The sequence below is a fragment of the Pumilibacter intestinalis genome, assembly GCF_943193005.1.
In the GTDB taxonomy this organism is placed as follows: Bacteria; Bacillota; Clostridia; order Christensenellales; family Pumilibacteraceae; genus Pumilibacter; species Pumilibacter intestinalis.
On the sequence record NZ_CALPCH010000010.1, the window covers coordinates 36,966 to 51,255 of the forward strand.

The 14,290-nt window shown below is 54.2% G+C and carries 14 protein-coding genes; 1 reads left to right on the forward strand and 13 read right to left on the reverse strand.

What is annotated here, in order from left to right:
• Positions 1–34: 34 nt before the first annotated feature.
• The 3 genes from yfbR to NFR55_RS06335 all read right to left on the reverse strand — a co-directional run bounded on the left by yfbR (position 35) and on the right by NFR55_RS06335 (position 3,414).
• Positions 35–613, reverse strand: a complete 579-nt coding sequence (yfbR, locus tag NFR55_RS06325; protein ID WP_251547394.1) for a 5'-deoxynucleotidase — start codon at positions 611–613, stop codon at positions 35–37.
• 1 nt (position 614) lies between these two features.
• Positions 615–2,612 carry a transketolase gene (gene tkt, locus NFR55_RS06330; protein ID WP_251547396.1) on the reverse strand — a complete coding sequence of 666 codons (1,998 nt, stop codon included), beginning with the start codon at positions 2,610–2,612 and terminating at the stop codon, positions 615–617.
• A 595-nt stretch (positions 2,613–3,207) separates the two neighbouring features.
• Positions 3,208–3,414, reverse strand: a complete 207-nt coding sequence (locus NFR55_RS06335; protein ID WP_251547397.1) for a helix-turn-helix domain-containing protein — start codon at positions 3,412–3,414, stop codon at positions 3,208–3,210.
• 91 nt (positions 3,415–3,505) lie between these two features.
• Here NFR55_RS06335 and NFR55_RS06340 point away from each other — a divergent pair, with 91 nt between their 5' ends.
• On the forward strand, positions 3,506–3,781 hold the full coding sequence (locus tag NFR55_RS06340) for a DUF6809 family protein (protein WP_251547399.1): 276 nt from the start codon (positions 3,506–3,508) through the stop codon (positions 3,779–3,781).
• Between the two features lie 316 nt (positions 3,782–4,097).
• Here the strand turns inward: NFR55_RS06340 and NFR55_RS06345 are convergent, their stop codons facing one another.
• The 10 genes from NFR55_RS06345 to NFR55_RS06390 all read right to left on the reverse strand — a co-directional run bounded on the left by NFR55_RS06345 (position 4,098) and on the right by NFR55_RS06390 (position 14,269).
• Positions 4,098–5,597 (reverse strand): phosphohexomutase domain-containing protein, encoded by a 1,500-nt coding sequence (locus NFR55_RS06345; protein ID WP_251547401.1) that lies wholly within the window; start codon positions 5,595–5,597, stop codon positions 4,098–4,100.
• A 17-nt stretch (positions 5,598–5,614) separates the two neighbouring features.
• Positions 5,615–6,133 carry a shikimate kinase gene (locus NFR55_RS06350; protein WP_251547403.1) on the reverse strand — a complete coding sequence of 173 codons (519 nt, stop codon included), beginning with the start codon at positions 6,131–6,133 and terminating at the stop codon, positions 5,615–5,617.
• On the reverse strand, positions 6,126–6,566 hold the full coding sequence (gene aroQ / locus NFR55_RS06355; protein WP_251547405.1) for a type II 3-dehydroquinate dehydratase: 441 nt from the start codon (positions 6,564–6,566) through the stop codon (positions 6,126–6,128). The genes NFR55_RS06350 and aroQ overlap by 8 nt, the downstream gene beginning before the upstream one ends.
• 2 nt (positions 6,567–6,568) lie before the next feature.
• Complete coding sequence (locus tag NFR55_RS06360) at positions 6,569–7,351, reverse strand: shikimate dehydrogenase family protein (RefSeq protein ID WP_251547407.1); 783 nt, start codon at positions 7,349–7,351, stop codon at positions 6,569–6,571.
• On the reverse strand, positions 7,348–8,610 hold the full coding sequence (gene aroA / locus NFR55_RS06365; protein WP_251547409.1) for a 3-phosphoshikimate 1-carboxyvinyltransferase: 1,263 nt from the start codon (positions 8,608–8,610) through the stop codon (positions 7,348–7,350). The genes NFR55_RS06360 and aroA overlap by 4 nt, the downstream gene beginning before the upstream one ends.
• A complete protein-coding gene (locus NFR55_RS06370) occupies positions 8,591–9,691 on the reverse strand; it encodes a 3-dehydroquinate synthase (RefSeq protein WP_251547411.1) in 1,101 nt (366 codons plus the stop codon). Before NFR55_RS06370 ends, aroA begins: the two co-directional genes overlap by 20 nt.
• Positions 9,688–10,836 (reverse strand): chorismate synthase, encoded by a 1,149-nt coding sequence (aroC, locus tag NFR55_RS06375; protein WP_251547415.1) that lies wholly within the window; start codon positions 10,834–10,836, stop codon positions 9,688–9,690. Before aroC ends, NFR55_RS06370 begins: the two co-directional genes overlap by 4 nt.
• Positions 10,833–11,654, reverse strand: coding sequence for a prephenate dehydrogenase (locus NFR55_RS06380; protein ID WP_251547418.1), 822 nt, complete (start codon positions 11,652–11,654; stop codon positions 10,833–10,835). Before NFR55_RS06380 ends, aroC begins: the two co-directional genes overlap by 4 nt.
• On the reverse strand, positions 11,648–13,615 hold the full coding sequence (locus NFR55_RS06385) for a DUF2207 family protein (protein WP_251547420.1): 1,968 nt from the start codon (positions 13,613–13,615) through the stop codon (positions 11,648–11,650). The genes NFR55_RS06380 and NFR55_RS06385 overlap by 7 nt, the downstream gene beginning before the upstream one ends.
• A gap of 69 nt (positions 13,616–13,684) precedes the next feature.
• Entirely contained in the window at positions 13,685–14,269 is a 585-nt protein-coding gene (locus NFR55_RS06390) for a LemA family protein (RefSeq protein ID WP_251547422.1), read from the reverse strand.
• Positions 14,270–14,290 lie beyond the last annotated feature (21 nt).

The following is a 14,290-nucleotide window of genomic DNA, read 5'->3' on the forward strand; positions in this document are numbered from 1 at the left end:
TAAAACAAGCGGGGCTTTTGATTTGCAAATTACATTATAACGAATCGTCGAGGCTCAAGCCGAAAGAGTCGGCGAAATTTTCCATAAAGTAGCGCACGGAGTTTTCGTTTGCCGAATTTAAGGCGGCGTGCGTGCTCTTTTCGGCAGACTCGAATTCGCGGTTGCCGAAAGAAAGTTCTTCGCGGCACTTGATGAGCGCGGCTATTTTGTCGGCGTATTTAACAAACTTTTTTTCGGGCACGGACTCGGCGGGAGAAAGCAGTTTTTTGTATTCCCCGCGCAGTTTTTCGGGCAAAAAGCCGAGCAACTTGTTTTCCGCGGCGTTCTCTATAGACTTGTAAGCGTTGCGGATATCGTCGCCGTAATATTTAACGGGCGTGGGCAAATCGCCCGTGAACACCTCCGCCGCGTCGTGATACAGCGCGAGCGAAGCCGCCCTGTCGGGATTTAACTTGCCGCCGAACAGCTCGTTTTCTATCACGCAAAGCGCGTGCGCGATAAGAGCGGTGATATAGCTGTGCTCGGCTACGTTTTCCCTGCGGGTGTTGCGCATCAAGCTCCAACGGTCTATATAGCGCAGTCTGCCCGCGAGCGAAAAGAACTTTTCGCCCATTTTATTCAACCGTTATCTTCTTGCAACGGGAAATCGTCTTCTTGGCAACTGCAACCACATTATCCACGGTAAAGCCGAATATCTCGAACAGTTTTTCGGCGGGCGCGCTCGCACCGAAGGTGTCGAGGCACACGTAACCGCCGTCTAACCCCACGTATTTGCCCCAAGGCGCACTGCACCCCGCTTCTATCGCAACGCGGGCGCGAACTTTGGGCGGCAAAACGGAGTCGCGGTATTTTTGAGTCTGCTTTTCGAACAATTCCATGCAAGGCATGCTCACAACGCGAACGTTGCCGTTGCCGAGCGCTTTTTTTGCTTTAACCGCAAGCTCGAGTTCGCTGCCGCTCGCCATGAGTATGAGGTCGGGAGTTTCGGTCTCGCTGTCGTCTACTATATAGCCGCCGAACAAAGCGTCTTCGCCGCTGTTTTTAACCTGCGGAAGATTTTGACGCGAGCACACTATGCAAGTGGGACCGTGCCCCGTTATCGCGCTTACGTACGCCGCCGCGGTTTCTCTGCCGTCGGCGGGACGGAACACTTTGAGTCCCGGAATTGTGCGCAATCCCGCAAGCTGTTCCACGGGCTGATGAGTAGGACCGTCTTCCCCCACGCCTATGGAATCGTGCGTGAGAACGTAAGTCATGTTAAGCTCCATGAGAGCGGACATGCGCATAGCGTTTTTCATGTAGTCGGAGAACACGAAGAACGTGCCGCAAAACGCGCTGAAGCCGCCGTGAAGGGTAAGACCGTTGCATATCGCCGCCATTGCGTGTTCGCGTATGCCGAAATGCAGGTTTCTGCCCGAGCGGTCTTCGGCGGAGTAATCGCCCGCGTTCTTAAGATAAGTTTTGTTGCTCGGTCCGAGGTCGGCACTGCCGCCCACGAGATTGGGCATAAGCTCGGCGAGTTTGTTGAGAATAATTCCCGAGGAGTTTCTCGTCGCGTCCGCTTTGTCGCCCACAATCGAGTAAAGCTCTTCGAACTCCTCGTCGGCGGGCAGTTTGCCGCGAACAAAGCGGTTGAAAAGTTCGTATTCGTCGGGATAAGCCGCCTTATACGCCTTAACAACTTTGTTCCACTCCGCCTCGCTCTTGTTGAGATTATCGACTATTTCGGCGTAGTGCTTCACCACGTCGGCGGGAGCTTCGAACGGCTTGCCCGTGTAGCCGAGGTTCTTTTTTGTTTCCTTTACCGCGTCCGAGCCGAGCGGCGCACCGTGACAGTCCGCGCTTCCCGCTTTGGGCGAGCCGTAACCTATGGTGGATTTAACTATAATCAGGCTGGGGTGCGTTTTATCCGCTTTCGCAAGTTTGATTGCCGCTTCAACGGCGTCTACGTCCTCGCCGTCGGGCACTTTTATAACCTGCCAACCCTGCGCTTCGTGACGGCGTGCAACGTCGTCGCGGAAAGTGATGTTTATGTCGCCCTCTATGGAGATATCGTTTGCATCGTAAAGCACAATGAGTTTGCCGAGTTGCCACGCGCCCGCGAGCGACGCCGCCTCGTACTCTATACCCTCTTCCATGCAACCGTCGCCGCACAGCGCGAACGTGTAGTGGTCCACAAGGTTAAGCCCCTCTTTGTTGAAACGGGCGGCAAGCATGCTTTCGGCAAGCGCGAAACCCACCGCGTTTGCCACGCCCTGACCGAGCGGGCCCGTGGAGGTTTCCACGCCAGGAGTCCTGCCGTATTCGGGATGACCGGGGGTGCGACTTCCGAGCGCACGGAACTGCATTAGGTCTTCTTTGGTGATACCGTAACCGAACAGGTGCAACAGGCTGTACAAAAGCGCAGACCCGTGCCCCGCGCTCAACACAAAACGGTCGCGATTGAAAAACGACGGGTTTTTGGGGCAGTGGTTCATCTGCCGAGCAAAGAGCGCGTACGCCGCGGGAGCCGCACCGAGTGGAAGCCCCGGATGCCCGCTGTTTGCTTTCTGAATCGCCTCAACGGCAAGCACTCTCGCCGCGTTGATTGCATTCCGTGTGGTTTTATCCATAATAAACTCCTTCAAAAGCTGATTTTACGCCGATATTATACCATTTTCCGCCCTTTTTTGGCAAGTGTTTTATATATCTAAAGCCTTTTTGACTCCAAAAAGGCTAAGCGAAAAAGAGTGAAGGGAGGGGCGATTTCGACGCGCCCCTCCCTTTCAAAACCCACCCTCCACGACTTCTCTACGAGAAGCAATTAGGTTGAATACAAGAAACCGATACTTTACATGTCATTGCGAGCGAACACAGTGAGCGTGGCAATCCCCTGCATAAGGAACTAATATATACGTCATTGCGAGCGAACGCAGTGAGCGCGGCAATCTACTGCATGGAACAAGTACAGCAACTACGCCGTTCTCATGGCGGGGATTGCTTCGGCATTTCATGCCTCGCAATGACGAGTTAATGCGGCTTACATGTCATTGCGAGCGAACGCAGTGAGCGTGGCAATCTACTGCATGGAACAAGTACAGCAACTGCGCCGTTCTCATGGCGGGGATTGCTTCGGCATTTCATGCCTCGCAATGACGAGTTAATGCGGCTTACATGTCATTGCGAGCGAGCAACGCGAGCGTGGCAATCCCCTACTATAGAAAAGTACTACTCGTCTGCTACACCGAGCAAATAATCGGTGCTTACGTTAAAAAAGTTCGCCAACACTATTATTACGTCAGCGTTAGGCACTCTCTTGCCACTCTCCCATAAAGCAATACCCGACTGCGACAATCCCGTTTCTTTTGCCAACTGAGTTTGAGTTATACCCTGCTCGTTTCTTAATATCTTTAATCTTTGCGAAAACTTTTCCATAAAAAAATTATATCACATTTGTAATAAAATTGCTTGACTTATTGCAATTGCAATATTATAATTATTACAAATGAAATAAGGAGCAAAGAACATGGACACAATAATAAATAGATTGCTCTACTCTACACAGGGTATGTGCGAAGAAATCAAGCCGTCGGCAGATTATACGAAATTTCAAGATTTGTGTATTGAGAATGAACACAAAATGACAACGGCACTCAAAGACTCACCCGAGCTTTTGGCACTGTTCAACGAATATTCGGATAATTGCTTTTACGCCTCTGGCGCAAGCAGCGAAACATTTTTCGCCGAAGGTTTCAAAGCCGGCGCGTTGCTCGCGCTCGAAATCGTGGGGTTTATTAAATAGACAACTTTCTATCGGCCGGGATTGCCGCGCGGCTACGCCGCTCGCAATGACGGGTAACAGTAGCGGTTTACTTGTCATTGCGAGCGAGCAACGCGAGCGTGGCAATCCCCTGCATGAGAAAGGAACAGCAACTTTACTTGCTCCATGTTTGAGATTGCCGCGCTCACTGCGTTCGCTCGCAATGACCGTTTATTCTCTCGGCTGAGATTGCCGCGCTCACTGCGTTCGCTCGCAATGACATTGGCGTAAGGCGTGCTCGCTCGCAATGACGGGGGGGGCGTAGGGCGTACTCGCTCGCAATGACGGAAATCCCCTATCAAATCCCCGCAACCACTTTCAGTTCGGTGACGTCTGCGCCCGAGAAAGAGGAAAGAAAGGCGTACAAAAATTTGGCTATGAGCGCAACGCCGCCGAAACGGTCGCTCTCCATGTTGATTACCATTACGGGGTCGTGCACGCTCATGCGCACCAAAAACCAACCGCCGGCGTAGTCGAGGTTGGCTCGCACGCCCTCGTAGTTGTCGGAAGCGAGTCGCACGGCTTCTTTGTTCGCGCAAAAATCGGTAAGTTTTTTAATGAGCATGTTGCCGAATTCCGACCAGTCGGGCATGCCGAGTTTAATTCGCACCTCGCGCTCCTCTTTGGGAATTTCGAGGTCGGATATAAGACTCTTAAGGTCGAGCCCGCGCTGACGGAGCTGTGCCGCCTTTATCAAAAGTCTTGTAACCAAATACGCGCCGTCGTCTAAAAAGAAATTGTCTTTGAAAGCCGCGTGTCCGCTCGTTTCCATTGCAAGCGGCGAGAATTTACCCTCGCGGTTAAGGCGCACCGCTTCGTCTATCACGTTGCGATAGCCGCGCTTGAACCTGTGGTGCACGCCGCCTCTACGGGTTATGAATTTCGTCAGTCCGTCGCTCGTAACGCTGTCCGTAACTATAGCCGCGCCCGGATACTCCGAAAGCACCATATCGGCGGCAAGGGCTATAAGGCGGTTGCGGTTTATTTCGGTGCCGTCGCTGCTCACCACCGCGGCGCGGTCTACGTCGGTATCGAAGATTATGCCGAGGTCGGCGTTGTTTTCGGTAACGCAACGCGAAATGCTCTTCATTGCTTCCTTGTCTTCGGGGTTGGGTATGTGATTGGGAAACCTGCCGTCCGGCTCGAGGAACTGCGAGCCTGCTGTTGCCGCGCCGAGCGGACGAAGCACGCGCTCGGCAAAGAACCCGCCCGCGCCGTTGCCCGCGTCCACCACTATCTTCAAGCCGGTAAGCGGCCAGTCGCTGCCCGTTCCGCGGCGCATGTATTCTATAAGGTGGTTGCAGTAAAGTTGCATAAAATCGCGCTGATAGGTGCGCGATACGTTCCCCTTTCTGCGCCTGCCCGCCGCCGCGTAGTCGAGAATTTCGGATATATCCGCGCCCGAAAGCCCGCCCGATTTGGTAAAGAATTTGAGCCCGTTCATCTGCGATGGCATGTGGCTCGCCGTTATCATTATGCTTCCGTCGGCGTTCACGTCTTCGAAGCGGGTCATCATGAACATGGCGGGCGTGGAACACAGTCCGCACATGAATATATCCGTTCCCGAAGATTTGAGCGACTCCGCCGCCGCCGCAGTTATCCTATCCGCCGACACGCGCGAGTCGTGCCCTATTGCTATTTTGAGGTCGGGCTTCGCCGACTTTTCGGAAAGCCACACCACAAAGGCGTTTACTATGCTCTTTACTACATCGTCTGTAAGCTGTATTGAATTTTCGTCGCCGCTCGCAACGCCGCGCACGTCGGTGCCGCTCTTCAGTTTCTTTACGTCTATATCCATATATGTATCTCGCTCCTTTATTTTTTATCGAATAGATTTTTTATTTTTTCGGTCGCTTCGCTCGCAACCTCGTCTACGGTTTTGCCGTCTACGCACACCGTTATATCGGCGCACTCGTTATATAAAGGCTCGCGCTCGACAAGCAACTTTTTCACCTTGTTTGCCGCGTCGCCCGCAAGCAAAGGTCTGCCGGCGCCGTTGCCTACGTGCAAAGCGAGAGTTTGCTCGCTCGCCTTAAAATACACCGCAACGCAATGCTCGCGCAAAATCGCGCGGTTTTCGCTCTTTAGCACAACGCCGCCGCCGCACGATATAACCGAGGGTTTGCCCGCCGCGTAGCTTAGCGCGTTCGTTTCGAGCATTCTGAAATACGTTTCGCCGAACCGCTCGAAAATTTCGCTCACTTTGAGCGAGGAATGTTTTTCTATCTCCGCGTCGGTGTCAGTAAACAATAACCCGAGCGCACGCGCCACGCGCCGCCCCGCGCTCGTCTTGCCCGAACCGGGCATGCCGATTAAAGCTATGCTTTTACGCATTTTTGAGTTTGTGCGCCGCCGCGTGAACGGCAAGCGAGTATCCGAACGCGCCCGCGCCGCATATCACGGCAGACGCGTAGGGCGAAATCACAGAGCCGTGCCTGAAATCTTCGCGAGCAAACACGTTGCTTATGTGCAGTTCCACCACGGGGCAGGAAAGCATTTTCACTCCGTCGGCGATTGCGTAGCTGTAGTGGGTGTACGCCGCGGCGTTTATTATAACCGCGGCGGCTTCGGTATACGCCCTGTGCAAAGCCTCCACTATTTCGCCCTCTCCGTTATACTGCGAAAACTCAACGGCATAGCCCTCTTCTTCCGCAACCTTTTCCGTTTGTTTGCGGATATCCGCAAGAGTGGTCTTGCCGTAAATATTCGGTTCGCGCACTCCGAGCATATCGAGGTTCGGTCCGTTTATCACGAAAATTTTCTTCATGTTTATTTGCCCTCCGCAAGTTTCTTTTTTACGTATTCGGCAAGCTCCCTTTTTGCTTGCAAGTCGAATTTTCGCTTTCTCCAAAATTCGTGCGCGGCTATCGCCTGCCAAATAAGCATGCCCATGCCGTTGCGCGTTTTCAATCCCGCCGCGCTCGCCTTAGCCAAAAACGGCGTTTCGGGCGGCGAATATATCAAATCGTAGGCGTATTGCGCTTTGCCGAAATCGAGTTCGGCAGGCGCGGACTGCTCGCCGTTAAGCCCCGCGCTCGTGCAGTTTATCACCGAGTAGAACTTATTCGGCAAGTCGCGCACAGCCTTTACCTTTCCGCCCTCGAGCTTTTGCGCGTTTTCGTAGGTGCGGTTAAAAACGTATACGTTGAGCACCCCGCGCGAGTTACTAAGAGCTTCGGCAACCGACTTTGCCGCGCCGCCCGCGCCGAGCAACAGTATATCTCCTTTCGGCTCGCCGAACGCCTCTATATAATCGCACAAAAAACCTTCGGCGTCGGTAGACGTTGCCGCGCAATCGGCGCAACGCACCGTATTTATAGGTCCGCTCGCGCCCAAAATTCGGGCAACGCTCTCTTTGTACGGCTTGGTTACGTTAAAGCCATCGTATTCGCCGATTAACTTTTTCACCGTTTCGTACAGATTTTCGGGCGGAACGTCGGCAACGCCGTACTCGCAGTCCTCGCCGAAAAATTCGAATATCGCGGAGTGAAGCACCGGACTTAGCGAATAACTTATGCCCTGCCCGAGCACGCAAAACTTTTTCGCGCTCATGAGAACAACCTCCAAAAATCGGGATAGCTCACCGCGGCGCACTCGCCGCCTATAACCGAGCCGCCCTTTTCGCTCGCCGCCAAAGCAACCGCCGCGCTCATTGCCATACGATGGTCGCCCTGCGCGTCGAACGCGCAACCGCCGCGCAATCGCGCATTCCCGCCCGATATTATCATACCGCTTTCCGTTTCCTCGGCAGTCGCACCCACGGAGCGCAACAGCTCGAGCGTGCGGGCTATGCGGTCGCTCTCCTTTACGCGCAGTTCTTCCGCGCCCGATATCTCGCTTTCTCCGCGCAAAAAACATGCGAGCACCGCAAGCACGGGTATTTCGTCAACAAGCCGCGGCATCATGCTTTTGTCTATTTTATACGGTTTGGCTTGTCCCAATCCGCGCACCGTGACAGTGCCCGTCTTTTCGCCGCAAGCCGCATTTATATCGGTTATTTCGTAGTCCGCGCCTATTCGGTCGAACACCTCTATAAGCCCCGTGCGAGTGGGATTTAACCCCACGTTGCGCACGGTAACCTCGCCGCCCGTAATAAGACCGCACACGAGCGGAAACGCCGCCGAAGAAATATCGCCCGCAACGAGCACCGAAACCGCCTGCGGCACTTGCCCGCCGCACAGCCGTATTTCGCCGCCCGACCTGAAAATATTCACCCCCATGCTCTCGAGCATGATTTCGGTGTGGTCGCGCGAAATCTCCTTTTCGCGTATGCGCGTTTCACCCTCCGCGCCGAGAGCGGCGAGTATCACCGCGCTTTTCACCTGCGCCGAAGCCACGGGCATATCGTAGTCTATGCCGTGCAATCTTCCTCCTTTTACGGTGAGCGGCGCATGCCCGTCCGTTCCCGTAATTTTTCCGCCCATAAGCTCTATGGGCGTTATAATGCGTTTCATGGGGCGGCGACTGAGGCTATCGTCGCCCGATATAACCCACTCGCCGCGCTTCGCCGCGAGCAAGCCGCCGAGCAACCGCATTGTAGTGCCCGAGTTGCCCGCGTACAAGTTTGCGCTCGCAAATTCGGGGTTGCCCGTTATGCTCGCGCGGTCGCCGTTAAGCTCTATTTGCGCGCCGAGCTTTCGCATGCACTCGAGTGTGGAAAGGCAGTCTTCGCCGCATAGCATTCCGCGCACCTCGCTCTTACCCCGCGCCGCCGCGTTAAACATAAGAGCGCGGTGAGTAATGCTCTTATCGGGTGCGCATAAAAGTGTGCGCGAGAATTTTTTTATCGGGTCAATTCTGATTTCCGACACGCGAAAGTTCTCCTTTGTTTATAAGCGCGTTAACCGCTTTACTATAAGCGGAACAAAACTCCGTTGCCGAAAATTCGCTTTCAAACGCCTTTCCCGCGCCCGCAAGCCCTATTACGGATATTTTCCCGTTCGAGTTCTTCTTATCGGTCTTAGCCGCCGCCGTGACCTCCTCGGGCGAAATATTCGGCAGTGCGGGAAGCCCCGCGGCACCGAGCAGTTTGCCCGACTCGGCGGCAAACTCGGCGTTCGTATCCGCAATTGAAAGCATCTCGAATTCTATCTTCATGCCGAGAAGAACGTATTCGCCGTGACTGTATTTGTGCCCGTCGCACTTTTCGAGCGCGTGCCCCACGGTGTGCCCGAGGTTGAGAATTTTGCGCGTTCCCTTTTCGGTAAAATCCTCGTCGGTGATTTTCTTTTTGAACCGCGCCGCTTTCTCCACCGCCTTTTGCGCGGCGAGCGGAACGCGATTTACAAGCTCCGCGATATTTTCTTTTACAAAGCCGTAAAGCTCCTCGCACAAAAACGCGGTTTTTACAAGCTCGCCCAAGCCGCTCCGCCACTCGCGACTCGGCAGAGTGGAGAGAAGTTCGGGGCATATTATTATGCGGCTCGGCATTTTGAAACTGCCTATCATGTTTTTGTAGCCGTCGAGATTAACGGCGGTTTTGCCGCCTATCGCGCTGTCTACCTGCGCAAGCAGAGTGGTGGGCACGTTGCAAAATTCCACGCCGCGCATGTACACCGACGAAACGAAGCCTGCTATATCGCCCGTAACTCCGCCGCCGAAAGCCGCCACTACCGCGTTTCTCGTCATGCCGCTCTCCAGCATGGCTCGGCAAATTTTTTGAACCACGGCGAGCGTTTTGCTCTCCTCGCCCGCATCGATTACGTACACGTTGTTTTTAGGAAGCAATTCGGGATAAAGCCGCGCCACGTTCTCGTCGGTTACGGCAAAAAGTTGATTGCCGCCCGCCGCGCGAGTCACAGCCTTTTTTGCGTCTTTGGCACTGCGCACGAACACAAGTTCGTTGTCCGTTCTCTCGGTTACGCTCCCGTAGCAAAATTCGAGTTCTTTCACAACGCGCTCCTTTTTCTCATCTCGGCAACGCGCTCGGATATCGTGCGGAAATCGTCGCCGCCCGTAACTTTCATGAGTTCGTCGGCAAGCGCGAACGCAACCGCGTTTTCGGCAACCACGCCCGCCGCGGGCACGGCGCAGTAGTCGCTGCGCTCGGGCGCGGCAACGGTCTGTTCGCCGCTCTTTATATCCACCGTGCGCAAGCCCTGCATGAGCGTGGGTATGGGCTTTACGGCAACGCGCAAAACTATGTTTTCGCCGTTGCTCATTCCTCCCTCTATGCCGCCCGCATTGTTGGTGCGCCGCACTGCCTTGCCGCCCTCGCAAAACATTTCGTCGTGCACGCTCGAGCCGAACAGGTTGGCAACCTCCGCGCCAAGCCCCACCGAAACGCTCTTTACCGCCTGCACCGACATAAGGTGCATGCCAAGCACCGCGTCGAGCTTGCGGTAATACTGCGCGTAACTCCCCACTCCCGCGGGAAATCCGCTCACTATTATTTCCGCTTCGCCGCCCGCAGTGTCGCCGCGGCTCATGCACTCGTCTATCTTTTTTATCATTGCCTTTTCGGCTATGTTATCGAGGCATCGCACCTCGCTCTTGTCGGCAAGCTCGTTGAGCCCCTCCGCGCTCTCGGGGCAAACTCCGCTCTTAACGCCCGCAATGTTCGTTACGTGACTGCCTATCGTTATGCCCAAATCGAGCAACATACCGCGGCACAACGCGCCCACCGCCACGCGAGCGGCGGTTTCTCTCGCGCTCGCGCGTTCGAGCACAAATCGCGCGTCGTCAAACGCGTACTTAACGCAACCCGTGTAATCGGCGTGACCGGGGCGCACCGCGGTGAGAGCCTTTGCGGCGGGCTTTCCCGTTACGGGATGGGTGTACTCGCGCCACTTTTCGAAGTCGCGGTTTTCCACAAACAGCGCGATGGGGCTTCCGAGCGTGCGCGAACCGAACATGCCCGAAAGAATGTGTACTCGGTCGCTCTCTATCTTCATCCTGCCGCCCCTGCCGTAGCCGAGCTGACGGCGTTTCAGTTGGTCGTTTACAGCCTGCTCGCTAACCGTTACGTTAGACGGAAAGCCTTCGAGCACGGCGGTAAGCCCTATTCCGTGACTCTCTCCCGCGGTAATGTATTTCATACGCTTTTTTCTCCGAGTTCTATCCTCTTTTGCCGAGCGGCGGCGAGAATATCGCGCAGTGCGCCGTAGTCCTCGCCCTCGAGCAGTTTTTTCATTTTTTCGAGCGACTCGGTAAACTTTCCGAGCGACTCGAGGGTGTTTTCGCGATTTAGCCTGAAGACCTCCGTCCAAAAATCGGGATTACTGCACGCTATGCGGGTGCTGTCCAAAAATCCGCTCCCCGCTATGTTCACTCTTTCGCCTATTGCCGCAAGACTCATAGCGTATGCGCACATGTGCGGCATGTGGCTGTAGTCGGCGGCGAGTAAGTCGTGTTCTTTTGCCGACAGCACCACGGGTTTCGCGCCCGCCGCGCTCGCCATTTCTTTCACGAACTCCACGTCTGCGGGCAAGCTGTTTTTATACGGCACAACGCAGTAGTATGCGTTTTCGAACAGGTCGGCGCGAGCCGCATGCAGTCCGCTCTTTTCGTTGCCCGCCATGGGGTGACCGCCCACCACTCTGCCCGAGAGCCCCTCGAGCATGCTCTTTACGCTTCCCGCGTCGGTAATTATCGCGGTATTGCCCACAGCCTCGTATACTCGCTCGGCGGTTTGTTTTACCGAGTCGAGCGGCGAACATATCACCACGCAGTCCGCGCCGCGCAGGTTCTCTATTGCACGCACCTCGTCTATATATCCGCGCGATAGCGCAAGTTCTTCGGTTTCAGGGCTGCGCGAACAGCCCCAAACGCGGTATTTGCCCTTGAGCGCGAGCGCGAGCGAAGCTCCTATAAGCCCCAACCCCACAACGGCAACGGTGCGCTTTTGTTCTACCATCTGCCGCCGCCTCCGCCGCCGAAGCCGCCGCCCGAAAATCCGCCGCCGCCTCCGCCGCCGATACGCCCGCCGCTGCGGGAAGACGACGAAGGGCGCGAAACCGCCGCCGCGGAATAGGCGCGGTAACTGCTTCTGTAAAGCCTGTTGAATATTATTACGTCGAATACCGATACTCCGCGGTAATACGTAGGCGGCTCGAGGGTGAGATTTTTGAACTTATCTTCCCATATATCCGAAACCCCGAGCACGTTGGCGTAAGGGAGAATATCGTAATAATACTGCGGGTTTTCTTCGAGGAGAGTTTCCAACCTGTCTTTTTCGGCAGTTTGGAGAAAGTCCTTAAATCCGAGAACTTCGTTGAGTTCCGCCGAATAATACTTCGTTTTGCGCGCAATGAGCGGAGCTATTAAGCAACTTAAAGCAACCGACGCAATGAATATAATCGTTGCGGGAACGGATAGCACGTCGCGGTTCGTAACAAGCAAAAGGTCCAAAGAGAAAACGGAAACTACAATTCCAATGCCTATAAGCGCAAACCATCGCGCGGCAGGACTCATTTTATACCACCTGTACACCACCGACGATATACCTATCATGCCTATCGCAACGGGAAACACAGCCACAAAGCCGAACGGATTGACGTACGATTTGCTCACCATAAAGCCTGTAAGGAGCGTAACGAGTATGGCGTACGCAACCGTGAGCACTCCCATGCCTATAGACGCCACGCGAGCCTTGTTGTCGTAAAGTTTGCCCGAATACTTGCTCTTTACGGTGGTTTGCACGCACTGCACAGCGGTGTACATCTTGTTTTTGAGCACGGAAGTAGTCACCTCGTCGCCGCGCGAAAAAATCTTGTTGAAAAAGACATACTGATATTTTGGCAGTCCCTCGGGCGGGTCGCAAAGTTTTCTCAACTTGAACGCGTCCGATTTTTTGGTTTTGGGCTCTTCTATTTCGAGGTAGCCCATACTCGCAAAGTAGAATATAAGCGAGGTAACGTCGCTCCCCTCGCAGGAGCGGTCTATAAGGTATCCCATATCCACGGGGTCCATGGGCAAATCTTTCTCGCCCGCGTTTGTGTGTTTGGGCGGGTAATAATTTGTTACGGGCGCAAGCGGCTCGCTTTTGCCGAGCAAGAACTTAAACATTACGCAAAGCCCCACCAAGAGCAGACCGCCCAAAAGCACGAACCAAACGGTGCTCTCGGTATAAGTTTTCGAAAACGCGCCTTTGGGCATGTGGTAATAAAGCGTAAGTCCGTTATATGCGTTAAGTTTGCCCACGCCGAAACTATACTCGCTTTTTCCCTGTCCCGTAGCCTGCGGCGAAACTACGTTGTCATCAACCGCGTTAAGCTCCGAGCCCCACTCTCCGTAAAAATATTGCGGCTCGGCGTTGGTTTGGGCGGGCAGTTTTACGCTCACGTTCGCGCTCATTATTTCGCAAGTCCAGCCCTGACCTATGGCGTTAATTACGAGCGCGTCGGGATAAACCGCGTGCTCGGGAGTTATCATCGTGTATTCTATGGTGCAACCGAGCGTTTTTTCAAGCGGCACCAAATGCTTTTCGCTCCCCACGCGCACCCGCATTATATCCGAACCTTGATACGAAATTTCGTATACGTTCGAAAACGCGGCGGCGTTGTAAACTTTTAAGTCGCGGATTTTCTCGCCGCTTCCGAGCGGCAAATCGCGATAAAAGCCGTGGCTGTCGTTATAACGCTTCATTCCGTATTCGTCGGTATACGTTCTGTTGAACTTAAACTTATACTCCTCGATTACGCGCACGCTCCTGTCGCCCGCGCTCGCGTCTATACTCACGTTTAAGTGCTCTATATAGTAGCCGTCGTCCGGCTTTTTGTTTTCATACGGATTGCCGCCGCTCGAACAGCCCGAAAACGCTAAAAAAGAAAACGCTACGGCAAGCAGTAACAACGCTACAGAAAATTTCTTTTTCATAAAATATCCCATATCCTCGTTATACCGAAATCGGTCGACTATCCGCCAACCGATTTCTTATAATTTCGTTTAATTGAAACTCACTTTTACGTTCTTGCGCTCTTCGTCGCTGTCAAGCTCGAAATAGCGACGCGCTTGGAACTTGCCCGCAACCAAACTCGACGGGAAGGTGCGGCGGCGGGTGTTGAGCTCGCGGCACTTGCCGTTATAGAATTTGCGGGCTTGCGCCAAATCCGTTTCCACCGACTGAAGCTGCGTTTGAAGCGACAAAAACTGCGCGTTGGCTTTAAGGTCGGGATAGCTCTCGGTGAGCGCGAACAACTGGCGCAGAGTGCCCGTTACCTCGTTGTCCGCCGCAACTTTATCGTTGGGGCTCGGGGCGGCAACGGCGGCGTTGCGGGCGGCTATTACTCTTTCGAGCGTGTCGCCTTCGTACTTAGCGTACCCCTTTACCGTTTCCACGATGTTGGGGATAAGGTCGTAACGCTTCTTAAGATGTATATCTATCGTAGACCACGCTTCGTCGCAAGCGGCGTCGAGCCGAACGAGCGTATTGCGCATGGATATGAAAGCGCAAATAATGATAATCAGCAGCAGAGCCGCCGCGCCTACAATCAAGCCTATGGCGAGATTTGAAAGAGCACATAACAACATATCGGTAATCTCCTTGTTTTG

Bases quoted from the DNA above. Each gene is read 5' to 3' on its own strand.
- NFR55_RS06335 (WP_251547397.1), bottom strand. From the start codon at position 3,414: ATGGAAAAGTTTTCGCAAAGATTAAAGATATTAAGAAACGAGCAGGGT.
- NFR55_RS06390 (WP_251547422.1), bottom strand. From the start codon at position 14,269: ATGTTGTTATGTGCTCTTTCAAATCTCGCCATAGGCTTGATTGTAGGC.
- NFR55_RS06360 (WP_251547407.1), bottom strand. From the start codon at position 7,351: ATGAGCGCGAAAAAGTTTTGCGTGCTCGGGCAGGGCATAAGTTATTCG.
- NFR55_RS06340 (WP_251547399.1), top strand. From the start codon at position 3,506: ATGGACACAATAATAAATAGATTGCTCTACTCTACACAGGGTATGTGC.
- NFR55_RS06350 (WP_251547403.1), bottom strand. From the start codon at position 6,133: ATGCGTAAAAGCATAGCTTTAATCGGCATGCCCGGTTCGGGCAAGACG.
- NFR55_RS06385 (WP_251547420.1), bottom strand. From the start codon at position 13,615: ATGAAAAAGAAATTTTCTGTAGCGTTGTTACTGCTTGCCGTAGCGTTT.
- NFR55_RS06380 (WP_251547418.1), bottom strand. From the start codon at position 11,654: ATGGTAGAACAAAAGCGCACCGTTGCCGTTGTGGGGTTGGGGCTTATA.
- NFR55_RS06345 (WP_251547401.1), bottom strand. From the start codon at position 5,597: ATGGATATAGACGTAAAGAAACTGAAGAGCGGCACCGACGTGCGCGGC.
- tkt (WP_251547396.1), bottom strand. From the start codon at position 2,612: ATGGATAAAACCACACGGAATGCAATCAACGCGGCGAGAGTGCTTGCC.
- aroC (WP_251547415.1), bottom strand. From the start codon at position 10,836: ATGAAATACATTACCGCGGGAGAGAGTCACGGAATAGGGCTTACCGCC.
- aroQ (WP_251547405.1), bottom strand. From the start codon at position 6,566: ATGAAGAAAATTTTCGTGATAAACGGACCGAACCTCGATATGCTCGGA.
- yfbR (WP_251547394.1), bottom strand. From the start codon at position 613: ATGGGCGAAAAGTTCTTTTCGCTCGCGGGCAGACTGCGCTATATAGAC.